Consider the following 25918-nt stretch of genomic DNA (forward strand, 5'->3'; position numbering starts at 1 on the left):
TAATGATCAATATTATGCTGAGCGTAATTGGGCCAAATAAGGCAATGCATCTACCGCAGTTCCGCCTTGCTGAATCGCCTGACTCATCATATGCATTGCAGGTGCGGTATGGCGGAAAATCTGTTGGTATGAGCGACACAAATAATTTTGTTTATGCTTTTCGCCTGCCACAGTCACCAAGCGGTGTTTCGGACAACCGCCATAACACAAACCATGAACCTCACATTGCTGGCATTGTTGGGTCAATTTTTGCGATTTCGCATTTCCGAACCGTTGCTGCTGTTTACTGGTGGCTAACTTAACCAGATCGGTACTAGCAATATTGCCCAGTTTATTCGCGGGATAAACATAGTGATCACACGAATAAATATCACCATTGGCTTCAATCACCATCGCTTGACCACACTGTTTTGACAGCACACACACCGAAGCGGGATAACCAAGCCATGTCGCTAAAATACTGTCAAACATGCGTACAAACACTGTACCAACATCGTGCTGTAACCACTCATCAAACACCTCACTCATAAACTGACCATAACCATCAGCAGGCACAGAAAAATGAGTTAATGGTGCGTCTTTTTGCGGTGAATAATGACCACTACTATTGGCTTGATATTGAGGTTGAACTTCAACAATAGGAATAAACTGTAAGTGGCGGGCGCCTAATGACGTTAAAAAGCGGTAGGTTTCACGGCCTTTGTTCCAATTTTGATCATTAATAACCGTTAGAATATTAAATTCAACCTGATATTCTAAAAGTAATTCAATCGCTTTTTTAACCCGTTCAAAAGTCGGTTTACCATTAACAGATATACGATATTTATCATGAACATCTGGCGTACCATCAACTGAGACACCGATTAAAAACTTATGCTCTGCAAAAAATTGCGCCCACTGACGATTGATCGCAACCGCATTAGTTTGGAAACTATTGGTTATGTTTTTCCCTGCACCATATTGGGCTTGGTATTTAACCACGCTACGATAAAAGTCTAATCCCGCAAGCGTCGGCTCTCCACCCTGCCATGAAAAGTCGATATCGTTACTATTTTGACTGGCAATATAATGACGTACATAACGCTTTAGGGTCGCATCTGACATTTGATCACTACTCGCCACAGTCGTGCTTGACGTCGCAGTATTTACAGTCGAGCTACAACGGTTAGCACTGGGATTACCGACAACGGTTTCTTTTTCTAAATAAAAACAATAATCACATTTTAAATTACAGCGATAACTGGTTGGCTTAGCCATCATATGAAAACGTGCTTGTTGAGACAGAGATGAGGACGGCGCCATAGTTAACCTTTTTAAATGCTTTCGAAATACTGATAAGGCATCATACGAAAGAAAACGAAAGATTAAAGCGGCTAAGATCACAAACAAAACAAAATGAAAGCTAACGTAAGTTTTTTTATTCCAAAAACACCAAATGAAAAAAAACCGTCACCAATAGAAATTGCATTATCTATTTAGTGACGGCGATATCAGTGATTCAATAATTAGTCCGCAGCCACTCTTTTTAGCGTAAAGGTATAACTTTGGCCAACTAACCCATCGACATTAATCATCAGATTTCCCTGACCATCAAGCTGCAATCGTTGCTCAATATCAGTTTCAATCTCAACTGACTTATGCAGTCTGATATGTAACATTGTCTGTGTTTGTAACGGATCACTCACCGCAAGCTTTAACTCACGATCATCTTTTTCAACCATCAGCGCCATTTTTGAAAATGCACTAAGCTGGTTAGTAACTTTAACACCTTGATCTGTCCATATATTTGCAGCAGTTATAGCTTGATCTTTATGGGTGACAATATGGGCTAAATTATCGTTACGACGTACTTTGATCGGCATTTCCTCAATGAAATCTTGTACATCTTCTTTATCCGCATTAGGCATTAATACATAAGCATAGTGATCATTTGCAGCCGTTTGTGCGATAGTTGCAGCAACAAATTCGGCACTAACTTGTCCGCTGCGCGTACCAATATCACTCCAATCTCCTGTTCTTAACTGCTGCTCAACAGTAACCGTTGTTGGTTTTAGAAATATATAGCTAATATCACTGTCATCAAGTTCATTATTAGTCAGAGTTAATGTGCGTAACTTCATGGTATGGCTTAACTGTGGTTGCCAAGGTTTACCATTAACAAACAGCGTATTGTTACCAACGTCGGCTAATTTTCGGTTCATTACAGTAGTAGTGATATCTGCTGGTGTCGTCGACTTAATATCAGAGCCAAGCATCACAATTTCATCTTCAAACATAAACCACGATTTGTTAGCCGTGAGGGTATTATTCCAATTACTGAACATCATTCCCGCAGCACCAATATCATCAAAACGTAGCGAGCCAACCCAATCCATTTGTGTTTGACGCCCCCCTTTAATTTGATTGCGCTGACCATCACAATCAGCCATTACTTGGTTATCAACCGTGGTACCTTCAAGGCGGTAACGGTTTACTGCTGGCCAATAATTGTGGTAATGATCAAGTTGACCATTATAGAGGTAGCCCATACCATCACCGGTGAACCACCCTTGTTTATTTTCATTATTCATACACTCAAAATTACCTAAACGACTAGAGTGCATCGCTAAACTGAAGCTCCAATCATCACCACGATAAACCGCCCGATCCATCGCTGGGTAATTAAAGAATCCTTGCAATTGTTGTTCACCACTCACCTCAGGATCTGCAACTAAGCTTTTAGCTTTTTGATAATTGCCGACATGATTGATCGAAGTAAAAAAGTCGAAAGATGTGTCTTGAATAATTTGTGTTTTAATAAGATTTTGCAACTGTGCTTTAACTTGAGGCTCAGCGCCATCAATATAATGCAATAGTGATGCAATGACTAAATGACCCACATGATGACCTTGTTCTTTTGGTCGAGATATTGCACGTCCATTGACAAATTCCATCATGCTACCGCGCTCTAATAATGGCGCGTAACTTTTAAAAATAATCGGATAAATATTTTTAAGTACTGGATCGGTTGCTTGCCAAGGCGATCCTGCGACTAAATCTAATTGTGCACCGAGGCCATTAAGTAACACATTGCCGTAAGTACCGTTATAGGCAATATCATAATGCTGTAAAAAACTACCATCACTATAAAAACCATCACTGGTTGTCACTTCAGCCACAACAGGTGATAAGGCGGAAATAGCAGCTTCTATTTCAGCGCTATTATTATCTAAAATACCGCGTAGAATAACCACTTGAGTATTATCTGTACGGTTCCCCCCTGTCGATAAACGGTAATGAGGATTACTTGACACATCAGCACCGGGTCCTGCACCTAAATGGGTAGCTTCTGGCGTGAAATAACGGGTGGCTTGCGTGTGAGCAGTAATTAATTGTGGCGGTAATTGGTCATATAGCAACACTAAAATATTATGAATATCTTTTGGGGTACCCAGTTCCCAATGCCACCAGTTACCCCATTCTTTCGCGCCAACTTTATAATAATGTTGATTTAGAAATGTCATACCATCAATAATGGCACTCAGTAATTCAGCATTATTCTGTAATTGCCCATCACGTAAATGGTAAGCTTTTGCCATATTAAATAAACGTTGATAAGAAGTACGAATATTGGCACCTAAAACCTTTTTACCCGCATCCGTTTGTAGATCTAATTCCACATCACTCCACAAACTGGTGCGATTAGGATCAGTTAACATCGATGACCAATATCTATCTGCGGCATTATTAGTTGTAATAACGGTTTGTTTTAAGGTGTCATCAAAAGGAATCGTCGCATCACCAAGAAAGCTCGCCGCCCAACGTTGGCGTAATGCTTGATACTCCACTAACGGCTGCGATTGATGATAATTAACTATCGAGGTAGCGTTAGGTTGAGCAAATACAGAGGTAGGTACGATCAATGTTGATAACGCTACGGCAATAGATACCGCTAAATTAGCATGTTTCATTATTCCTTTATCCTTCCGTTATTAATTTTCGTTTAATTACGGTAAAGGATAAAATGAAAGCAAAAAAGCACTAATATCACTATTTCTCGATCAAAAAATGGCCATTATTTTACTTTTAGCCACAACATCACAACTGAAAGTTGAAGAACGGTAAAAGCGAAAACAATGACCATAATTAAACTAGCTATATACCTCAGTCATACATAGCGTTAAAACGTACCACCTGTATGCCAAAAAATACCCACAACCATTGCCATATCCATTAAAAATCCAAGACTGTTACCAACCCAAATAGGTGGATTTTTATGAACAAAACCGTACACGGCCCATAATGCAGCGAGGAGCGCATAAAGCACCCATGTGGTTAACGATAATCCTAAAGCATGTTCACTATGAGAAAAAAATAATTTATATAACTGTGGCAATGTGGCTAATGGACCAACAACTCCCATCAATAACATAAAAGGTTCAAATGCTGCAGCTAAACGCTTAAAACGAGTTATCATCCATAATCCTCATGTACATCGATGTTGTGATTAATACAACTCAAAAGATCTTGAAAAAACACCATTGATTACCATTTAATAACAAATAGTGATCAATATTCACAATATACACTTTTTTCACTCAACTGCCATTGACTTAATGTGTAATCTCACTATTCTAGATTTAGAACAAATGACAATGTATACCAACAAGATAGCTCACTATGGAAGGTGTTATATGGATTTACTGCGTGGCTTATATTTACTCCTAGAATCAATTTTTGAATAATGAAACATTTTTCTTTTAACGTTAAGTCGTAAGTCATCTTTCAAATTATTACTTACGACTTTATTTGTTTTACGCCTCGTCTATAGCTAAAAACGTCTTTATTCTCTCATATGCCTGCTGACAATACGTCGGCACAACATTCTCTAAATTTAAAAAAGCATGCACCATATTTGGCATATTATAATACTGAGCACTGACGCCTTGCTGACATAATTTTTGATAATAATAGCGGCCATCATCACGCAATGGACAAAACTCGGTCGTGATCACTAATGTTGCTGGAAAATGCTCACCAACCGCTTGCCATAATGGCGAGGCCTTATATCTCTCATCTTGATCTGCAAAATATTGTTCAAAATACCACTCAATTTTATCTGTCTGGAGAAAATAATTGCGACCATTAATCACTGTTGAGGGTAAAGATAAGGTGTAATCAAGGCTTGGATAAATAAGTACTTGTTTATGGATCGATATTCTATTGTCTTGTTGAGCCAATCCACACAATGTAGCTGCAAGTGCGCCTCCCGCAGAATCACCACCAATAGAAACTTGTGGTGAATAATTAACCCCCATTCGATCCAATTGAGGCAATAACTGCTGTAAACACAAATAGCCATCATTCACAGCAGCAGGGTAAGGATATTCAGGCGCTAAACGGTAATCAATGGCAACCACAATATGCTGGCTGGCTAGTGCCAATTTGCGACAAATAGGATCATAAACAGCAATACTACCTGCAACATGGCCGCCACCATGCAAATACATCAAAATAGGTAACGGCTGTAAAGGTTGTGGGTGATAAACCCTAATCGGTACATGTTCAATAGCAGCATCGTTAACCATTGCTATATAAGGGATATCAGTAACCAATGACTGGGTAATAGTGGCTAACCCTTGCCGTGCGCGTGTGGCACTCAATGGGGCGCCTGTTGCATTGAATGCTGCCAATTGCAGATTAAATTCATCGAGCCACAGTGCTAATGAGTCATCTAGTTTACGTTTCAATTGCCAACGCTCCTTTCACAACGTTATTTATTGAGTCATGACATGAAAAAAATCAATGTCATCAGTAATATACCGAGATCTAAATTATAATCTATTGATGTTAGTTGATACTCTTTGAGCAAAAAAAAGATGATAAGCGGGGAAACTTATCATCTTAGTAATATATTATGTTATTCAATATTGGCTGATACGATAGATTAATTCGCGATAATCTTCACACTATTACGAGTGACTAAAGTAGGCTCTAGCTGAATTGTTTGCGTATCACTGGCTGGATTATCTAATCGTTTAAGTAAGGTTTCCACTGCAGCCTGTCCTAATCGATACTTTGGTTGATGGACAGTGGTCAATGCCGGTGACATAAATTTTGCGATATGGATGTCATCATAACCAATCACGGATAAATCATTAGGAATATTAATTCCACATTCATTAGCCGCATTGATAACCCCCATTGCCATCATGTCATTGGCCACAAAAATGGCACTCGGTAAACGGCCATGCTGATACATTTCCATAAAGGCAGTATAGCCACCTTCACATTCAAAATCAGATTCAACAATCCAGCTTGAATGAAAACTTAATTTTGCCTCGTTCATCGCCCGTTTATAACCTTCATAACGCATTTGCGCTTGGTAACGAACCAAAGGCCCGGTAATACAACCAATCTCAGTATGGCCTGCGGTTATCAAATATTGAGTTGCCATATAGCCACCCCGTAGCGAATTATCTTGAATCTTATCGCTAGTAAATAACATTGAGCCCCAATCCATCACCACAACGGGAATATCAGGATAATGCTCAAACACATCGATCTGTTCGCCTTCTAATGACGAACACATCAAAATTAAGCCATCAACACGCTTTTGCAATAAGGTATTAATTGATTCGTGCATCCGTTGGTGATCACCTTCGGTATTACACAAAATAAGGCTATAACCCTGTTGATAACAGCTACGCTCAACACCTTTAACCACTTCACCAAAAAAAGGGTTGGTTGATGTTGTCACTAACATGCCTAAGGTTTTAGTGCGATTAACCTTAAAACTGCGCGCCAATACTGATGGCCCGCTGTAATGAAGTTCTTTAGCGGCATTATTAACCCGTGCTGATATTTCATCACTGACAAAGCGGGTGTTGTTAATAACATGGCTCACAGTAGATGTAGAAACCCCTGCTAATTTTGCGATATCTTTCATCGTTGCCATGTTATTTATCCTTTGTTAAGTGCTTGCTTACACTATGATTGCTGAGCTAGAAAATCATCAACCTCATCACGAGTTGGAATAGAGGTTTGCGCACCAAAGCGAGTAACCGAAATGGCAGCAGCAGCATGAGCGAATTTAACTGCTGATTCTAAAGGTAAATCTTCTAACAAACCAGTCACGAATGCACCATTAAAGGTATCACCTGCGGCGGTTGTATCGGTCGCTTCAACACGAAATCCTGCAATAATATCACCATTACCATTCTGACTTAGCCATACACCTTTGGCGCCAAGCGTGATCATCACAGTCTTAATGCCTTTTGCATGCAGAACATTAGCCGCGCGTTGAGCACTGTCAGCATCTGTCACCGTGATACCAGTTAACACTTCAGCTTCGGTTTCATTGGGCGTGATAATATCCACACACGCTAATAGTTCATCAGATAAAGCGCGCGCTGGTGCTGGGTTTAGAATTACTACCGTATTGGCAGCCTTTGCTACTTGGGCGGCTTTTTCAATTCCACATAGCGGGGTTTCTAATTGCATCAATAAATAATCAGCTTGACGAATACGCTCTAAATCAGGCGCAATTGCCGTTGCGGTTAGCTTAGCGTTCGCTTCGGCAGAAAGGCAGATACTATTTTCACCACTGTCTGATACTTGAATCATGGCAATGCCTGTTGGACAGTTTGGTTGCATTTTCACTGCTGTGATATCAATACCGTCGATTTTGAAATTTTCACGAATATTGATGCCAAACGAATCATCTCCTACACAAGCAATAAAGCCAATGTCAGCATGTAAACGTGCCGCAGCCACTGCTTGGTTTGCCCCTTTTCCGCCAGGAATAACTTGATAGTTACATCCATGAAGCGTCTCACCCGGACGTGGAAAAGAAGGGACTTGCAGAACATGGTCAGCGTTAACACTACCTAATACCACTAACTTATTCATAGGATTTTCCTCGGCTCTTCGTGAGCTTTTCTAATACAAGATAACAAAAATAGATGCTTTTGATTTTTTATAATCAGCAATTAACCATGAGACAAAAAAGCAAAAGTATCTATTTTACTCTTCCCTTTAACCGAACTAACAATGGTCAAGAAAAGAGTAAAACACACATATAGCAATTAGTTATACGCCCTGACAAATACCAGTACGCACAGTAAAGCAACGTTCTTCATGTGGTTGAAGATACAGCAAGCTGCCACACTCTTTAGCGGCAAGAAACCCCTCAGGTCGACAAGTTGCTGGTAATGCAAATGCCGCGACTTGTTGATCGCCATTACATAATAACCACCGCGTAGCACAATTAAATTCATGGGTATCAAACTCAGTCTGCATAAATTTATCGTCACTAAGTTGCATTTTAAACACCGCTCGATCAGCATAGCCTGCTATATCATCCATGAAATACACAATTTCAGGATCATGCATGTCAGGATTGTTCAACGTTGAAATCGGTGCCGCTGTTTTTAAACTGTCGTTGTATGCCAACCATTGCGGTGTTGGTTGTACGTGGGCAGGCACTGTTTCACGTAACATTAATGCTGCATCTGGTATATTTTGTGTCATCACGGCGTTTTCAGCATAGGTCGCATTGATATGACACATATACTGCAACGGCATATTTACACTAGCAAGGTTTTTCACCACCATTTGAATATCAAACACACTGGCGTTTTTATTCAACGTTACGGAAGGTGTTGCTAAGTAATGCTCACCAAATCCCATTACATATTCATAACTGCCTTTGATAACAACACTATCATCATTTATTTCTAGCCACGCACGATCCATCGTGGCACAAGGCATTTCACCATGTAATGCATGATCATCTTGTGGAGATGGGCAACCCATGCGGATCATGCCAGCGTGAAAAGCAAAGCAACCATAAGTTTCGACAATTGTTTTGGCAAATTTAGGTTCAGAGAACATATTTTTCATGCACAAGTCGGTATTCAAAAACTGCGCATCCCAAATCATCTGTCCCATAAATGGCAATACCACTAAATGGCCTTTGGCATTTTTAATCTCAACCGCATGGACGCCTGAGTTATATAGAAAGCTATGAATTTCAAAATGTTCAGATTGAGCGATCAACGTTCTTTGCTTAGTAAAGTTTTCTTTAGATAACGGTAAGGTAAACATCTTTTATTCCTCACAACATTGACCACCCATTATTGAGTGGTCACAGTTGAACATTACGCTTTAGCAGCGACAAAATTGAATCGTTGCTTGTATTGCTTCTCACTCATGAAGTAAGCAAATACCACTGCAAAACATAGTGCACTGACAATAAATGAAGACTGAAGCCCAATATTATCGGCAAGTAAACCTTGAATCACAGGAATAGCCGCACCACCGATAATAGACATCACCACAAAACCACCAGCAGTTTCTGTGTAACGAGTATCAACAGACTGTAGTGTTGAAGCAAAAATCGTTGCCCAGCAAGGTGCAAATAATGCCGATGTACCAACTGCAACCCAAACAGCACTGAAGTTAGGCACAAAAGTTACATACATCAAGCAAGCAAAACCAACGGCTGAGTAGCCCATTAATACATTTTCTTGTGAGGTTTTAGTGAATAAGTAGTTCGCGAATAGCTTGCCTAAGAAGTACATGATGAAGGCATACAATAAGTAGTTAGCCGCATCATGCTCAACCATATTATGATCTAGCTCTAACGCTAAACGAATAGTGAATGACCATACTGCTACTTGCATACCAACATAAGCAAACTGAGTCGCAATTCCTTTAAAGAAACGTTTATTGCCCATCAAATAAGACAGTGTTTCCCCAAACGAAGGCTGATTATCTTTACTGTCGGTCGCCGCTTTACAATTAGGGTATTCAGTCACGGCAATTAAAATTGCAATCGTCGCAATGACACCCACTAGCCACTTATAAGGTTCTAATGTTTGTTGTAACACTTGCTCTTTAAAAGCGACAAGTTCAGGACCTGTCAAGGTCGCCATCATATGACCAACATCAACACCTTCTTGGAAAATAAGATGTTTACCAAGTAATAAACCAATGATGTAACCCATCGCGTTAATAGTATGAGAAATATTTAATCGCAGTGTCGAACGCTCAGGCTCACCAATCATCGCAGAATAAGTATTACATGAGGTTTCAAGGAACGACAATCCAATCGCAATACAAAAAATTGCAGCTAGGAACATGGTATAGGTGCCAGCATGGGACGCTGGAAAGAACATTAAACAACCTAAAATATATAACGCTAAACCAAGCAGTATTGCCAATTTATAAGAGGATTTTTTAACAACCATCGATGCAGGAATTGCGACTAAAAAATAAGCGCCATAAAATGCCGATTGTACCAACGCTGAAGCAAAATTAGACAGTTCAAAAATGGATTTAAATTGGGTAATCAATACATCATTTAGCGCTGCAGCCGCAGACCAAAGGGCAAACACTGACGATAATAATAAAAATTGGAATATTGGCGTTTTATTTAAAAAACCATCCGCATGTTGAATTGTATTATTTTTAATAAACATAATGTATCTTCCATAAAATCACCACGCCACCTAGCGTGGGCGATATTTGTTTATATTTAGGTAGACCTTATCTATATGGAGCAATAACTCGATATAGACTAACGAACCAGATGTTCGATTTATGCCTTAAAACACCACACCTGTTTGGAAAATAATATTGGCATACGGCGTATATTCACCGGTTCTTACCACTGCACGGCTTTGCGCTGTACGTTGTTTAAATTCTTCATGGGATAAATAACCAATTTGAATTGATTTACCCGTTGTTAAACACTCTTGGTCAAGCACAGCAAGTAATGCTTGGTGGTGCTGAGGGCTGACTTTTGCAAATTCCGTTGCCATCAACACCGCTTCAATTTGTGATTCAGATAAAATAACTTTCACGGTATCGAGAAAACTCGGTACGCCATGGGTTAATGCCAGATCGATACGTTGTACATGTTGAGGTATTGGCAAGCCTGCATCACAAATAGTGATTTCATCGGTATGTCCTAGCGTTGCCACAAGGTACGAAAGTTCTGCATTAATTAGAGTGCTTTTCTTCATTTAATTGACCTTCTCGTTACACGTTATATAACTCATTTATCTGTCTTTGAATTGGTGTTTATAAGTGACAGGAAACGCTATCGAAACGTTTCGATGTGAATAATAAACCGCTGCAAAAAATTCACCATAGTGAAATATATAAGCTGTGAGAATGATCGCTTTCAAGGCTAAAAACAGACTTAAAAAAGTTATTTCGCTCACATTTTTGCCAGCGAAACGTTTCGATATCGAGATGGTGAGTATCGAGGTGGTGAGTATCGAGGTGGTGAGTATCGAGGTGGTGAGTATCGAGGTGGTGAGTATCGAGGTGGTGAGTATCGAGGTGGTGAGTATCGAGGTGGTGAGTAGCGAGGTGGTGAGTAGCGAGGTGGTGAGTAGCGAGGTGGTGAGTAGCGAGGTGGTGAGTAGCGAGGTGGCGAGTGGCGAGTGGTGAGTGGTGAGTGGCGAGTGGCGAGTGGCGAGTGGCGACATTAAATAGAAAAAGCAAAAAAGCCATATTTGATTAAAATATGGCTTTAACAATAGTTACAAGGTTGTAAGTTTATACTCGTCGATAAGGAAGGTATACCGGCTCCCACATATGCTCGGCTAATACTTGTTTCAGATCTTTATTCCGTAAATAGCTACACGCATCCGTCGCTTGCATTTGGGTTAAAATGGTATGCGCCACATGGATTGATACTGTCTTCAACGCACTGATTCTAGGATAAATACAGCCCCTTGCAATATCTTCATCACTGACACACTCAGCAAGAGCATAAGATGCGGTTGTAAACATATCTTGAGTGATTTTCTCCGTTTGCGACACAATTGATGCCAATCCAACCCCTGGGAAAATAAACACATTATTCCCTTGTCCAATACGGTACTGATGACCATTGTATTCAACATCTGAGAATGGGCTACCTGTTGCGACGATTGCTTGACCATCACTCCAATGATAAATCGCTTCAGGAATAGCTTCGCAATTAGCGGTGGGATTTGATAACGGGAAGATAATTGGCCTTGGTGTATATTCCATCATCTTTTGAATATGCTCAATTGTAAACGAGCCGCCAATGCCACTTGCACCCAGTAATACCGTCACAGGGTGATTATTGATTAACTCTGTTAGGCTAATTTTGCCTAACTCAGCAGCATGCCAACCAGCTGAAATTGAACGGGGTTTAGCATAGCGACGTTTATAATCTTCTAAACCATCACGATCATCAAACACCACCCCTTGAGAATCAAGAATGAAAATTTTTGCTCGTGCCGAATGGTGGGTACAGCCTTCTTTTAGTAATCCGGCATAGATCTGATCAGCAACACCTACTCCACCCGCACCAGCACCATAAATAACATAGGTTTGATCAACTAAGCGCTCTTGCTTGATCTTACATGCACCTAAAATACCCGCTAATACAACCGAGCCCGTTCCTTGAATATCATCATTAAAAGACGGTAAGCTATCCTCATAATCGCTCAGATTATCAAACGCATTGGCTTTACTGAAATCTTCCCATTGCAAGACTGCTTTTGGAAAATGACGTTTAACTTGTTTTACAAAAGCTTTAATAAAGCGCTTATAAGCATCACCACGTAGTCGTTTACGTGAAATGCCTAAATACATCGGATCATCGAGTAACTCTTGGTTATCAGTCCCAACATCTAACACAATCGGTAAACAATGAGCAGGGTGAATTCCAGCACCTAACGTATAAAGTGATAACTTACCTATCGGGATCCCCATGCCGCCAACACCTTGATCACCAATACCTAAAATACCTTGGCTATCAGTTACAACAATAATTTTGATGTCTTTCCCCATAAAATGGCGCGACATCTCCCCCATTGCATGGATATTTTCTTCGGTAATATATAGTCCACGGGCTTTTTGATAGCGATGGCTAAATTCTTGACACGCTTTACCAACCGTAGGGGTGTAAATAATCGGCGTCATTTCTTCTACATGACGCGATAACAACGCATAAAACAGGGTTTCATTTCGATCTTGCAATGAACGTAAAAAGAGGTATTTTTCGATATCTGTTGATGCACTACGAAAGCCGTCATAAACCCGGTTAAGCTGATCATCAAACGTTTGTACTCGTGGCGGTAATAACCCTGTTAATTGAAAGGCTTCGCGCTCTTCTTGAGTAAACGCCGTACTTTTATTTAAAGTGCGATCATTGAGTAACTCGGTGCCGGTTAACGACACTGGACGAAACACTTTCCCTTGCGCATCTTTCCATCTGAGGTACTTACCGATAGTCATATTCAGTCTCCGTGTATAACAACAATAGCCGGTAACTTTATAAACACTAACAACGATTAACATTGTTGTTCATCATGACAAAGCCACCATGTGAACTAGAGTGTATACCTAACCGCAGCACAAAAATGTGAACAGTCGCATTGTTAATTATATCTGGTCAAAAAAACACCAATGGTTATTAGTTATACAGAAAGACAGATAATGCTTTGTGAAAGAACACGTGAAAGTTATAAATTTTCTCGTCTGATTGCCACTTTATCGCAACAAAATGGCGTAATATTAAGATTATCTCGTGCTTGTAGATCGGCATCACCATAAAGCTGGTACTTTAAACGCTGAAAAAAACCATTTTTATAGTTAACACCTGTCGCTGTAATAATGGCTAATATTTGCTGAAATTCAATATATCTAAAATCATATTTAACTCGCAATATATGCGTAATATGCGCAGTTTTTATTGTGGCAGACATAATATATTGGTTGGCATTTAATGTAATAAGCATCGACGCTAGTGCTGTTGCCGAACCATTAACACTGCAACGACGCAGATGAGGTGCAATAATTACTGATGGTTTCATAACGGTGTCTCACTGCCAATAAGAAGCGATTAATAACACCACGAAAATGCCACCAATTAACTTTAATAATAACCCTAAACTTGCACCACCTTTAGGGGCTTTATTACAGCAACTCATATTTGGCTCTCTTTAATCAGCATATCAATAAATATCATCATAAAGCTTACACAAAGGGGAAGGTCAAGAGGGCGTGTGAGTTACATCATCAGTATGTAACTCACAGCAACCATAACACTAAGGGGCTGATTATTGATTATCTGTCGATTTTGCAGCGGCTTCAGTGTTTGATTGGGGTTCATCTTTGACTGCATGTTGAAAACCACGCAGTGCATAGCCAAGATCACTACCTAATGTTCGAAGTTTTTTAGTACCAAATAATAAAACAAAAATAACGGCAACAATAAGTAGCTTACCGATGCTAATTTCACCCATTTTTAATTAATCTCTTGTTGTTCATTTTTAGACAAATAACGCTCTTTAGCAGCAGCTATAATAAATACTGCTGCAAAAAACACCCCAATAAACCATTTAGCTTCCAGAAATTCAGGAAAATAGTGGGTAATTGATAATTCAATTAAAAGAAGCACTGAAAAGATCTGCAAACCAACGATGGTTAATTGTAACCAGGTTGCTTTTTTGTAAAGGCTACGCGTTAGCATCCACATAAAAAATATAACAGCGAGACCAAGTTTTACTTCAATAAACATATTTATATCCTCAATGAGTCCAACTCAGTTGATGGTATAAATTTTAATCTAATGTTTATGTAAGGATTACCATGGTAAATATAAATTTTTTATAAACGACATGTATTAATTATTGTTATTATTTAATCATCACTAATTAACCGATACCCCACTCCATTTTCAGTAATAATATATTGTGGCTGAGCAGGAGAACGTTCTATTTTATGGCGTAATTGTGCAATATGAATTCGCACGTAGTGAGCATGTTCGGTATAATTTCCGCCCCAAACCTCTTTTAATATCTGCTTATGCGTCAGCACCTTACCCATATTTTTAGCTAGGTAAGTAAAAATTTTGTATTCTTTTGGGGTTAACTTAATGACTTCACCAGCATTGGTGACAGTTTGCATTGCTAAGTCTAAAACTACCTCTCCAAACCGGTACTGACTGATATCAACTGAGCTCATAGCAACATTAAGCCGTAATGACACTCGTATTCGTGCTAATAACTCGCCACTACCAAAAGGCTTGGTTAGATAATCATTTGCGCCTGCATCAAGTGCGAGTACTTTATCCGCTTCTTTATCGCGAGCAGAGATCACAATGATCGGTGTGTCGGTCCATACACGTAACTCTTTGGTAAAATCAAGACCATCTGCATCAGGCAATCCTAGATCTAATAATATTAAATGTGGGTTCCATGTGATGATTTGTTTAAGGCCTTCTTGTGCAGTCTCAACCGTTTTAACCTGATAACCATGACCCGTGGTTAAAATATCAAGAAAGCGACGAATAGGAGCTTCATCTTCAATAATTAAAATCTTACTATCATTATTCATAAATATCCGTTAGCTGGTATTTTTCACAAGGAATTTTCACAACAAATACACTACCACCACCAGCACGTGATATCACACTTATCTCACCATTATGTGCTGCTACAATTAATTGGCAAATAGCTAAACCTAACCCCGTTCCTTTTACTTTCACTTGCTCTGAACGGTAAAAACGCTCAAAAATACGTAGCCGATCTTCCGCTGCCACCCCGCAGCCACGATCAGCAATCTCGATAATAAAATGGCCTCGTCGATAATTAGTTTGAATATCAATTACACTGCCGATTGGACTGTATTTAGCTGCATTTTCAATAAGATTAGCAATAATTTGTTCAATTAGGGTGTAGTCTAATGACACTAATATGGTATCACCACATAACTGAATCGAATGCGATTTTATTACTTGTTCGACGCGTTTGATCGCACTACCAATGACCTCTTCCGGTTCCACCCAATCACACTTAGGGACTAAGGTCTTAATGCTATAACGACTGATATCAAGTAACTTAGTTAAGCTGCGATTTAAACTGTAACCTTCTTCGGCAATCGACTGTAATAATTCTTGTTGCGTCTGTTGTGGCAAACGCAGACTGGTATCACTCAGTGTAGTGGCAGAGCCAATGATCGATCCTAAGGGGGTTTTTAAATCATGCGATACCGCCGCTAATAATGTATTGCGCATTTGCTCCAATTGATTGGCTTCTTTGGCTGCTGTTAACGCAGTATTTGCCTCAGATCTTGCTAACGACAAGCTAATTAACGTACTCAAAATAGGATTAAATACTTGCTCTGATAATGCATCAATCAGCAATACGCCAAACATACCGGATTGTCCGTATAATGGATGTAAGCTCAGTGATGGCGAGAGATATTCAATATGTTGTTGCTGTCGTCTGCTGAAACGCTCTATTAACGGTTGATAGGTCGTTTTACACAGCTTCTGATGCGTCGCAAGACAATGTAGTTGTGGAGAAAATAGCCACACTTGTACTCGCATTTTAAAATGTTGCTCAAGATGAATAATTAATGCATCAGCAATGGCATGACTTTCATTTAGCGCAGCCAATACTGATGCTAGATCATAATTACTATTTAACTCAGTGCGTAGAATCTGATTTTCTTCAATTTTTTGCTGTTGTGATTGAGTTAATCTGACCGCAAACACACCACTAAATGCCATCACTGAAAAAGTAATGATATGTTGATAATTCTGAAACCGAAACGAGTTATGCTCAGGTAAAACAAAGAAATGAAAAGCAACAATACTCGCAGCTGTGATCACATACGCTACCCGTTTACGTAATAGCACACCACTAACAATATTCAGTAATAACAGCAGCATTGCAGTATCAGTTTCAATAATAACATCTCGAAAGGCAACCCCGAGATATGTCACTAATATATAAAGCAATAATAAAATACTGGTTTTGGTTATATCAAACCACGATAACGGATTATTCATTCATTTCTCATTGTTACGGTTTCAACTCAACATCATTGAACGACCACGAACACTCAGCATTATGGATTATGATAAGTGCTGTTAGTAAAATTAGGCCGTTATATTTCCACGTGGACCCCAATCTCTATCAATCTATCTTGTGGCACATGCAATCGCTCTGATGTTCGCAACGCGTTACGACTTAGCAAAATAAATAGCCGCGCTTTTACATCATGCCACCAAGAACTTGATTTAACTTTTATTCGTTCTGATGACATAAAAAATAACGTATCCGTTGGGTGTAAAACAAAACCATTGCTTCGCGACACCGTGTAAATTTGTTCAATATCGGGTGACTCTTGATAACCAACATAAACAATCATTTGCCAAAAGGTTGCAGATAGTTGGGTCACCTCCATGCGTTTTAATGGATGTACGCGTGGTTGGTTGGGATATTTAAACGTTAATAATACATTTCGCTGGTGCAGAATTTCATTGTATTTAAGGTTATTGATTAATGACGCAGGTACTTGTGCTTCATTTCGAGAAAAATAGACTGCAGTACCGGATGCACGCGTCCACGGCTTTTGCTCAAGCTCACTCACCATCGCTTCAGCAGACAACGGTTGTTTAAGCAGTAACCCTAATCGTTGTCGCTCTAAATACCACACGACCATTAATATAAATACCATCGTACCTATAGTCAGTGGTAACCAACCGCCATCCATAAATTTCAATGACGTTGCTGTAAATAGCAATGCATCATAGGTAAGCATTAATAACCCATATTGTAATGTCACTAACCGTGACCAACGCCATAAATGACGTGCTACTACAAGCGTAAATATTGATGAAATCAACATCGTTGCAGTCACTGCAATACCATATGCTGCAGCTAGGCGCTCAGAACTACCAAATGTTAGCACTACAGTAATAACTAAAATGAACAACAGTAAATTAGCCAATGGTACATAAATCTGCCCCTGAGCTTGATGCGAGGTATGATAAATTCGCATTGGTGGCAAGTAACCTAAATTAACCGCTTGTCGCGTTAGTGAGTAAATACCTGAGATCACAGCTTGAGAAGCAATAACCGTCGCAAACGTCGCTAATATAATTAACGGTAAACGTAATATCGTCGGTGCCAGCAAAAAGAATGGATTGGTCACAGTATTCGCATTTGCCAATACTAACGCCCCTTGACCAAAATAGTTCAGCACTAAACATGGCATCACAATAACAAACCACGCCAGACGAATCGATTTAATACCAAAGTGACCCATATCGGCATAAAGCGCTTCGACACCAGTTACAGCGAGTACTACCACTCCAAGAGTAAATAGGGTTTCTATTCCATGATTAACAATAAACTCAACGCCATAAAGCGGATTTAACGCCAAGAGCACGCGTGGGTTAGCAATAATACTAATCAGCCCTAATACGCCAATACAACTGAACCACAGTAGCATTACAGGTGCAAATAGGCGTCCAATACTGCCTGAACCATATTTTTGAATACCAAATAGTACACAGATAATTGTAATGGCAATCGGAATAATCATTGGTTGTAAATTATGATGAATAACGGTAATGCCCTCAACCGCTGATAGCACTGACATTGCTGGCGTGATAATCGCTTCACCAAAGAAAAAACCTGCAGCTAACATACCTAAAAATATAATGATTTTTTTACTACGCTCAGGAGCAGCACTTTGTGCTAATGCTGTTAATGTCAGCACACCACCTTCACCCCGTTTAGATGCTCGAGTAACAACGGCCAGATATTTAATAGACACGGTAATAACAAAGGTCCAAAAGACAAGAGATAACACACCAAAAACATTGGTCGAATCTATCGCTAATGCATGTGAACCGCTAAACATCGCTTTAAAGGCATATAATGGGCTAGTGCCAATATCACCATATACAATCCCAACAGATAAGCACGTTAGTACTAATAGTGACTGTTTTTGATTTTGCATAACTTGTTACATATGTGTTCACCTTTAACCACAGCAACACATAAGGCCTTCTTTCATTTAACGAGGCAAGCAGATTAACAAGGGTAATATAAAGTTAGGGTATGTTTTCTAATATCAAATATAAAGAAAACATAAAGTTTGATTGCTATTTAACCATCACGAAGTAACTCTCAGCTATCGATAAAAACTAAAAAAGCACCAATCAGTAACTGACTGGTGCTTAATAATTCAAAGGTTAATACCGTATTTACAAATTCTCGATATTTTTACCCGATGTTTCAAAGCGGTACTTATGTGTTACCCATGCGCCCAACAGTGACGTCACAACTAAACACAATAAAAGTGAGAACACGCCAATTCCATGTAACAGAATAGGGAATAAAAAAGCCGTTAAAATAGCACCAAACTTAGCAACAGATGCTGCAAAACCTGCACCTTTAGCTCGAATTTTTACCGGGAACACTTCACCTGATATCAAATATGTTTGTGCATTTGGACCAAGGTTATTCATAAAGTTAAATAACATAAAGCCTAAAAACAGCAGATACATCTGATAATCACCATGCATTTTTACTGAAATAGCTGCACATAATAAGCCAACAGCACAACCAATAAAGCCATAAATTTGCAGCTTCATACGGCCAATAGATTCAGAAAAAACAATTGCACAGATAACACCAACAATAAGTAAACAGTCAATAACTGCAGTACCTTTGGCTAAATAGATCGTATTAGCAATCGTATTCTGAAGCGCATCTCCGCCCGTTGCCTGATGAGGATCAAGTACCGATGCTAAAATAACCGGCGTAAAGATACCAATACCGTAAGTACCAAGATCTTGAATAAACCAAGGTACTGATGCCAAAATAGTTTTAGCACGATATTTTTCTTTAAATAACCGCTTATAACCATGTAACCACGACGATAATTCGACATCATCACACGGCGTTTCTTCAATTGGCATCACCGATTGTTGCGAGCGATGTAATAACCGCTTCAATGATTTTTCAGCATCCGCCTTACGATTTTTAGACAATAGCCAATGCGCACTTTCAGGTATAAAGAAACGTGCAATCGTAATCGCTAATGATGGAATCAAAGCAATAATATACATTATTCGCCATGCATTGATGTCGTTTACATACGTCAATACAAAAATACCGGTTAAAATACCCAGCAAAACACCAATAGATTGAAATGCAAACGCCCCCAAAACCAGCTTACCGCGGTTCTTAGACGGAATACTTTCAGATATCATTAAGTGCGCCGTAGGATAATCACATCCTAAAGCTAGACCAATGCCAAAGTTAAACACTAAAATACTCAAATAGTTTTGGCTCGTTGCCATACCTATTAAGCAGATAGAGAGTAAAGCCATCTCAATAATGAACATTTTCTTACGTCCATAAAGATCAGATAGCCCACCCAGAGCACTTGCTCCAATTAAAATACCAAACAGAATCGAGGAACTAATTACACCTTTCTGTAGCTCTGTTAAATGAAATTGTAGGGTCAATAATGGTAGGGTTAACCCCATCATAAAAACGATCATACCCTCAAAAAACTTTCCAAATGTTGCTAATAACCAAATTCGCCATTGCACACGTGTCATTGACATTGAATATTTACTAGTAACTGGATTACTTATTGATATCTCATCAATATAACTCTGGATCGTATTTTGCGGTTGAATCTCTATTTTTTGATTCATGTTAAAATCAACAATGCTTATTGTCTTAATTCAGACGAATATCAGTATTAAAGTTGGCAGTATATAAACATATATCACAACCAAAGATGAAATTTATTTTCTGAATGTAATTAACCGCCACGAGGCACTGTTAGTTATAGTACCTATAAATAACCTTCAAAACAAAAAACACAGGTCTAAAATAAAAACTTAAAAACAATAAGTTACATAAAAATATAATAAAAAACACAGTACAGGGAAATACGCTTTTTTAGGTTTTTTTTATATTTAAAGATCAAAAATAAAATATAAATTACTATTTATTATAGGTCTATTAATCAATAATTAATCAATATTGGTTATTTTTCAATGAAAATTAATCCAGTTAGAGAGCGTTCTCTGATTTTGATCGTTGAAAAAAAGGTCATCAAGTATAATAATTTTCCACTTTATTGTTAATAAAAAATATAATTTGCTTTGATAATAGTAATAAAATATCAACCTAATCGTTACTAATTGAATAATATGCCTAATTTTATCGAGAAATCCATATTCTACGACTAAAAACCCTCGCAATAATTTCAATCGTTTCGAGTGTAAAAAAGCGTATTCCCTTCTTTAGAATCGCTAACAATAGTTAGTTAAATGACCAATTGGCACCAATTGATGTACCAAAGTTATGCTGAGAATCATAAGATGATGTTAAACCAACAGTTGTGCTCTGATTCACTCTAAACTTAGCACCAATCGCTGTTGCTGCTTGTTCTCCATATGAACCAATACCGATACCAATATTATATTTATAACCATTTAATGGTGCCGCTATTTGAGTCATAGCCATTGCAGAAGCGGTTCCTGCATCTGCACGCTTTCTAACTTGATAAATATCAGTTTTCAATTGATTAAATTTATTATCAACATAGTTTTTATTAGCCGCACCAATACTGTCAATGCGATCAGAGTTATGTTGGATATTGGTTCGGTTAGTATTAATGCCGTCCGTGTTTTTACTAATATTAGTTTGATTAGTGGTCGCTAACTGCTTAGTTTTCGTTATCTCTGAAGTATTTTTTTGGACATTTACCGTATTTGAACGAATATGAGTCGTATTATTATTAATATTGGTAATATTACGATCAATCGCAGCACTATTCGTCGAAATTGTATTTCTATTGCTATTAATATCTGCGCTATTACTCGTAATCGCACCTTTATTTGTCAAAATATTGGTATTGTTAGTCATAATACCTGCGGTGTTAGTCGCAATATTGGTGCTATTGGTTGCGATGGCACCTTTGTTAGTCGTAATACCTGCGGTGTTAGTCGCAATATTAGTACTATTGGTTGCGATGACACCTTTGTTAGTACTAATGCCTGCGGTGTTAGTCGCAATATTAGTACTATTGGTTGCGATGGCACCTTTGTTAGTACTAATGCCTGCGGTGTTAGTCGCAATATTGGTGCTATTGGTTGCGATGGCACCTTTGTTAGTCGTAATACCTGCGGTGTTAGTCGCAATATTAGTACTATTGGTTGCGATGGCACCTTTGTTAGTACTAATGCCTGCGGTGTTAGTCGCAATATTGGTGCTATTGGTTGCGATGGCACCTTTGTTAGTCGTAATGCCTGCTGTATTGGTAGCTACATTAGTTTCAACGGTTTTAATCTGATTTTTATTTGCCGCAATACCCTCTTTTAATGGCGTTAACTGACTAACATTAACACCATCAGTATCTTTTTGACCTGCGGCCATATTTTCAATACGGCGCTGATGATACTCATTACCAATAGAAACCTGACCATCATCAGAATATGACTGATTACCAATAGCAATACTGTTATTTTTAGCTACAGATCCGGCACCTAATGCAATAGATTCACTCGCAGCAGAGGTATGATTACCGATAGCAACAGATTGATCTTGACCTGTACTATTAGAACCAATGATTAAGCTACCAACCCCGGAAAATGTTGAGTCTTTACCCACCACAACATTATCACTTTCAATATGATCATTAACAACCGGGTCTTGAACGCCAGCATTTGGAGTGTTAATAATAATATTTGTGCTTGCAGCAAAAGCAGATGTACTTAATAAGGTTGAGCATAAAACAAACGGTAGAATTTTCATTTTTCATTCTCTAATTATTGTAGGCGGCCATAATCTAGAGAGAAGTAAAAAAAAGCCATTTAATAAAAATGATTACATCAATCGTAAAAACCGATGAATTAAAACACTGTTCATTTAAATAAATTACCACATCTTTTATAAAAGTCCCGTTAAGCATTGTTTTTAATATATAAAGAAGCTTAATAGATACAGATATTCACAAGATAAATAACAACTACAACTTCAATTTGATAAAAATATTCCATAAATGAAATATTTGTATTCAGTAATGAATACTTTAAATGCCATCTAAAGTCTATTTATATAAATAGTGATTAAAACAATTAACTAAAATAGTAATGACATAATAATGACATACCATTGCTATGCTATCTGTACTGATAACTTTATCAGCAACTTACAAAAATGAGCAATGGTTATAATGAGCGAACAACTATCATCTTCACCCTCTCTTATTTGTGAAACGATACTTCAACAAATTGAACGAGGTCTATTTTCTACACAATCAAAACGACTTCCATCCGAGCGTGAATTAAGTGAAATTTTTAATGCTAGTCGAGTAACCGTAAAGCACGCGCTGTTAGAGCTAGAAGCTCAGGGCATCATTTATAGAAAAGAACGTCGAGGTTGGTTTTTAGTCTCTTAGTTAAGGTTTAGATCTCTTTTTATAGATTAATTAAAAGCGCTTGTTGAATTAAAAATGTTTTGATAGGTTAATATCATGATTACGATTATAAGCACTACTTCACCGCTTTTATTTTGGTGGCGTTCTTCATCGAACGGCGCTAGGTAGAATTTTACTATTTCATTTTGCGCCGGAAGGTTGCTAAATGAATACATCTATTTTTATTCGTATCTCTCCAACCCTCCGGCAGCACTTTTTCGGAGATACACATGAACACTCAATCATCAATTACGCCTAATCAACACCAGCCAATTATCCTTACAGGCGATCGGGCTACAGGTCAGCTTCACCTTGGTCATTATGTTGGTTCATTGCAACAGCGGGTACAATTACAGCATCAATATCAACAAAATATTCTAGTCGCTGATATGCAAGGCCTTACCGATAATGGACATAACCCACATAAAGTTGCCACGAATATTCTTAATGTCGTCGCGGATTATTTAGCGGTTGGGATTGATCCCAAACTGACCACTATTTGTCTTCAATCTGCTATTCCTGCGCTTGCCGAATTAACCATGTATTACTCCAACATTGTTTCTATTGCACGTTTAGAGCGCAATCCTACTGTTAAAAGTGAAATTCAATCAAAAGCGTTTGGCCGTTCGATTCCTACTGGTTTTTTAACTTATCCTATTTCTCAAGCCGCTGATATTACAGCATTTCGTGCAAGCTTAATTCCTGTCGGCGATGACCAATTACCAATGCTCGAACAAACCAATGAAATTGTAAGAAAAATAAATACTATTGCAGGTAAAAATATTTTAGTTGAATGCCAACCACTATTAAGTAAAGTCGCTCGCTTACCGAGTACAGATGGTAAAAATAAAATGTCGAAATCAATGGGGAATACCATCACATTAGGTGCAGATAGTAAGACAATTTCACAAGCAGTGAAATCAATGTATACCGATCCTAATCATCTTCGTGTCGAAGATCCGGGTTGTGTAGAAGGGAATATTGTATTTACTTACCTTGATGCTTTCCACCCAGACAGTGCTTATATTGAGACTTTAAAGCAGCAATATCGTCACGGTGGTTTAGGCGACGGCACCACTAAGAAAATTTTAGAACAATGCTTACAAGATTTAATTTCCCCAATACGCAAGCGTCGTGCTGATTATTTAAATAATCAAGACTACTTAATTGAAGTATTAAAGTCTGGTACTGAGCATGCTAATCAACAAACTCAACAAGTCTTAACAGATATTAAAACAGCCTTTGGATTAAATCTTTTTTAACCTCATTAATAATCCTGTCTATTAATTAGACAGGATTATTTAACCCAATATAATTTCATTTTTCTTATACCAAGAATAATGATAAAACTATAAGGAAATATAGCCATCCCTAATAATTCATACTGATTATCATTTATTCTTTTAGACCAATAAAAAAGACCAACTAAAATATTAATAATAAAAACACTATACATGTATATGATTTTTTTTGTTAAATACTATTGTCAATTATTGATCAAATAGGTTAAAAAACCATTGTAAATTACAAAAAAACCAATAATAACATTGATAAATAATAACAAACAATAATATCCATATGAGTAATCATCGCCACACTTATCAATATATATAATTGTAAAAATAACCTCAATTTATTAATTAATATCTTACTAATTAAAGTTAACTAATAGTATTAAATTCATAACTCGCTCTTACAAGATATAAAAAATGGCTGAAAATTTTATATCTTCAGCCCTTTAACTAATCTTATCTAATTAACCATTTTTAGGTGGAGTGAAGGCTGTTAATGTTGGGGCTTCTCCGGTGAATTTTTCAATTTTCACCACACCAGAGTTACCACAGTTACCATTAGCTAAACGAGAGGTTGGAATATCCATCGTTAATACGTTGGTTATAAGCACGAACTAAATCACCAAAACATATAAACTCAACATTCTTTGCATTCCACTTCGTTTCATAATCAAAAGACATGAAAAAGCCCCTGCGCTCGGTACAGCGTAGGGGCTTTAGATAGTGACGGTAAACTTACGTTCACCAATAATAAATAACATCCTGTATATTTATTATTTTGTCCCTTGGTATTAGGCTGGAGACCTATAGAGACGGGGATCAGTAAGTATAAGACAATAACCGCACCTTAATCGCTATGGTGATTTAGCCACAAGGTGCTGTTAGCGTATTATTCCAACTGATTTAACGGCGCATTTGTTTCTGAGTTAATTCAATAGCACGTAATTGTGCCATTGCTTTCGCCAGATCCATTTCCGCCATTGCGAAGTTAACATCATCAGCATGCTTGTTGATGTTCTCTTCAGCGGCGCGGCGAGCTTCATCAGCGCGGGCTTGATCGATGTCCTTCCCATGCATTGCCGTGTCGGCAAGTACAGTTACTACGTTGGGCTGAACTTCAACTATTCCGCCTGAGATGTAAAGGATTTCTTCGGGATCCTTTAAATCTGTGACGAAGCTTGCTACACCAGGTTTTAGTCGGCTCAATAAAGGAGAGTGACCAGGGCGAATACCCAACTCACCATCGGAGCCTGAAACTGCCAGCGCGTGAGCTGGACCAGAGAACAAGGGCCCCTCAGCACTTACGATATTGAGTTGGAACGTGTTCTCGGTAACGCCAATAGCCATAATGC

Annotated in this window: 23 protein-coding genes; 3 read left to right on the forward strand and 20 right to left on the reverse strand. The window is 38.4% G+C overall.

Features of this window, described 5'->3' with window-relative positions; all coding sequences use genetic code 11:
• Positions 1–12 precede the first annotated feature (12 nt).
• From PMAL9190_RS09035 to rbsD, 9 genes are all read right to left on the reverse strand, one after another.
• On the reverse strand, positions 13–1302 hold the full coding sequence (locus PMAL9190_RS09035; protein WP_159458379.1) for an anaerobic sulfatase maturase: 1290 nt from the start codon (positions 1300–1302) through the stop codon (positions 13–15).
• Between the two features lie 203 nt (positions 1303–1505).
• The gene (locus tag PMAL9190_RS09040; protein ID WP_087844854.1) at positions 1506–3950 is read right to left on the reverse strand and encodes a polysaccharide lyase 8 family protein; all 2445 of its coding nucleotides are present in this window, start codon (positions 3948–3950) and stop codon (positions 1506–1508) included.
• A 209-nt stretch (positions 3951–4159) separates the two neighbouring features.
• Entirely contained in the window at positions 4160–4456 is a 297-nt protein-coding gene (locus PMAL9190_RS09045; RefSeq protein WP_087820588.1) for a SemiSWEET transporter, read from the reverse strand.
• A 337-nt stretch (positions 4457–4793) separates the two neighbouring features.
• Positions 4794–5729, reverse strand: a complete 936-nt coding sequence (locus PMAL9190_RS09050) for an alpha/beta hydrolase (protein WP_087844855.1) — start codon at positions 5727–5729, stop codon at positions 4794–4796.
• A 197-nt stretch (positions 5730–5926) separates the two neighbouring features.
• Positions 5927–6937: a substrate-binding domain-containing protein gene (locus PMAL9190_RS09055; RefSeq protein ID WP_087844856.1), complete on the reverse strand. Its 1011-nt coding sequence runs from the start codon at positions 6935–6937 to the stop codon at positions 5927–5929.
• Between the two features lie 32 nt (positions 6938–6969).
• Positions 6970–7890 carry a ribokinase gene (gene rbsK / locus PMAL9190_RS09060; RefSeq protein WP_087844857.1) on the reverse strand — a complete coding sequence of 307 codons (921 nt, stop codon included), beginning with the start codon at positions 7888–7890 and terminating at the stop codon, positions 6970–6972.
• 180 nt (positions 7891–8070) lie between these two features.
• Positions 8071–9087 (reverse strand): aldose 1-epimerase family protein, encoded by a 1017-nt coding sequence (locus PMAL9190_RS09065; RefSeq protein ID WP_087844858.1) that lies wholly within the window; start codon positions 9085–9087, stop codon positions 8071–8073.
• Between the two features lie 53 nt (positions 9088–9140).
• Entirely contained in the window at positions 9141–10463 is a 1323-nt protein-coding gene (gene fucP / locus PMAL9190_RS09070; RefSeq protein ID WP_087844859.1) for an L-fucose:H+ symporter permease, read from the reverse strand.
• Between the two features lie 126 nt (positions 10464–10589).
• Positions 10590–11009 (reverse strand): D-ribose pyranase, encoded by a 420-nt coding sequence (rbsD, locus tag PMAL9190_RS09075; protein ID WP_087844860.1) that lies wholly within the window; start codon positions 11007–11009, stop codon positions 10590–10592.
• Positions 11010–11160: 151 nt separating this feature from the next.
• On the opposite strand from rbsD, the gene PMAL9190_RS09080 reads away from it, so the two are divergent.
• Positions 11161–11442 (forward strand): hypothetical protein, encoded by a 282-nt coding sequence (locus PMAL9190_RS09080; RefSeq protein WP_087844861.1) that lies wholly within the window; start codon positions 11161–11163, stop codon positions 11440–11442.
• 108 nt (positions 11443–11550) lie between these two features.
• Here the strand turns inward: PMAL9190_RS09080 and PMAL9190_RS09085 are convergent, their stop codons facing one another.
• The 9 genes from PMAL9190_RS09085 to PMAL9190_RS20110 form a co-directional block, all read right to left on the reverse strand.
• Positions 11551–13266, reverse strand: coding sequence for an NAD-dependent malic enzyme (locus tag PMAL9190_RS09085; protein ID WP_087844862.1), 1716 nt, complete (start codon positions 13264–13266; stop codon positions 11551–11553).
• Positions 13267–13493: 227 nt separating this feature from the next.
• On the reverse strand, positions 13494–13844 hold the full coding sequence (locus tag PMAL9190_RS09090; protein ID WP_087844863.1) for a hypothetical protein: 351 nt from the start codon (positions 13842–13844) through the stop codon (positions 13494–13496).
• A 246-nt stretch (positions 13845–14090) separates the two neighbouring features.
• Positions 14091–14276 carry a twin-arginine translocase TatA/TatE family subunit gene (gene tatA, locus PMAL9190_RS09095; RefSeq protein ID WP_060996792.1) on the reverse strand — a complete coding sequence of 62 codons (186 nt, stop codon included), beginning with the start codon at positions 14274–14276 and terminating at the stop codon, positions 14091–14093.
• Positions 14277–14278: 2 nt separating this feature from the next.
• On the reverse strand, positions 14279–14551 hold the full coding sequence (locus tag PMAL9190_RS09100) for a hypothetical protein (RefSeq protein ID WP_087844864.1): 273 nt from the start codon (positions 14549–14551) through the stop codon (positions 14279–14281).
• 122 nt (positions 14552–14673) lie between these two features.
• The gene (locus PMAL9190_RS09105; protein ID WP_087844865.1) at positions 14674–15369 is read right to left on the reverse strand and encodes a response regulator; all 696 of its coding nucleotides are present in this window, start codon (positions 15367–15369) and stop codon (positions 14674–14676) included.
• Positions 15362–16828, reverse strand: a complete 1467-nt coding sequence (locus tag PMAL9190_RS09110) for an ATP-binding protein (RefSeq protein WP_087844866.1) — start codon at positions 16826–16828, stop codon at positions 15362–15364. Before PMAL9190_RS09110 ends, PMAL9190_RS09105 begins: the two co-directional genes overlap by 8 nt.
• A gap of 98 nt (positions 16829–16926) precedes the next feature.
• Positions 16927–18789: a potassium transporter Kup gene (locus PMAL9190_RS09115; protein ID WP_087844867.1), complete on the reverse strand. Its 1863-nt coding sequence runs from the start codon at positions 18787–18789 to the stop codon at positions 16927–16929.
• 247 nt (positions 18790–19036) lie between these two features.
• Entirely contained in the window at positions 19037–20500 is a 1464-nt protein-coding gene (locus PMAL9190_RS09120; protein WP_087844868.1) for an MFS transporter, read from the reverse strand.
• A 616-nt stretch (positions 20501–21116) separates the two neighbouring features.
• Positions 21117–22610, reverse strand: coding sequence for a YadA-like family protein (locus PMAL9190_RS20110; protein ID WP_144384344.1), 1494 nt, complete (start codon positions 22608–22610; stop codon positions 21117–21119).
• Between the two features lie 421 nt (positions 22611–23031).
• Here PMAL9190_RS20110 and PMAL9190_RS09135 point away from each other — a divergent pair, with 421 nt between their 5' ends.
• Together PMAL9190_RS09135 and trpS are read left to right on the forward strand one after the other, a co-directional pair.
• A complete protein-coding gene (locus PMAL9190_RS09135; protein ID WP_087844871.1) occupies positions 23032–23256 on the forward strand; it encodes a GntR family transcriptional regulator in 225 nt (74 codons plus the stop codon).
• Positions 23257–23504: 248 nt separating this feature from the next.
• Complete coding sequence (gene trpS, locus PMAL9190_RS09140) at positions 23505–24536, forward strand: tryptophan--tRNA ligase (protein ID WP_087844872.1); 1032 nt, start codon at positions 23505–23507, stop codon at positions 24534–24536.
• Between the two features lie 494 nt (positions 24537–25030).
• Here trpS and PMAL9190_RS20215 read toward each other — a convergent pair whose 3' ends face one another.
• Positions 25031–25177 carry a hypothetical protein gene (locus PMAL9190_RS20215; RefSeq protein ID WP_200813404.1) on the reverse strand — a complete coding sequence of 49 codons (147 nt, stop codon included), beginning with the start codon at positions 25175–25177 and terminating at the stop codon, positions 25031–25033.
• A gap of 292 nt (positions 25178–25469) precedes the next feature.
• The gene (locus PMAL9190_RS09145) at positions 25470–25913 is read right to left on the reverse strand and encodes a F0F1 ATP synthase subunit epsilon (RefSeq protein WP_087844873.1); all 444 of its coding nucleotides are present in this window, start codon (positions 25911–25913) and stop codon (positions 25470–25472) included.
• Between the last annotated feature and the right edge of the window lie 5 nt (positions 25914–25918).

It is taken from the genome of Photobacterium malacitanum (genome assembly GCF_900185615.1).
GTDB classification, from domain to species: domain Bacteria; phylum Pseudomonadota; class Gammaproteobacteria; order Enterobacterales; family Vibrionaceae; genus Photobacterium; species Photobacterium malacitanum.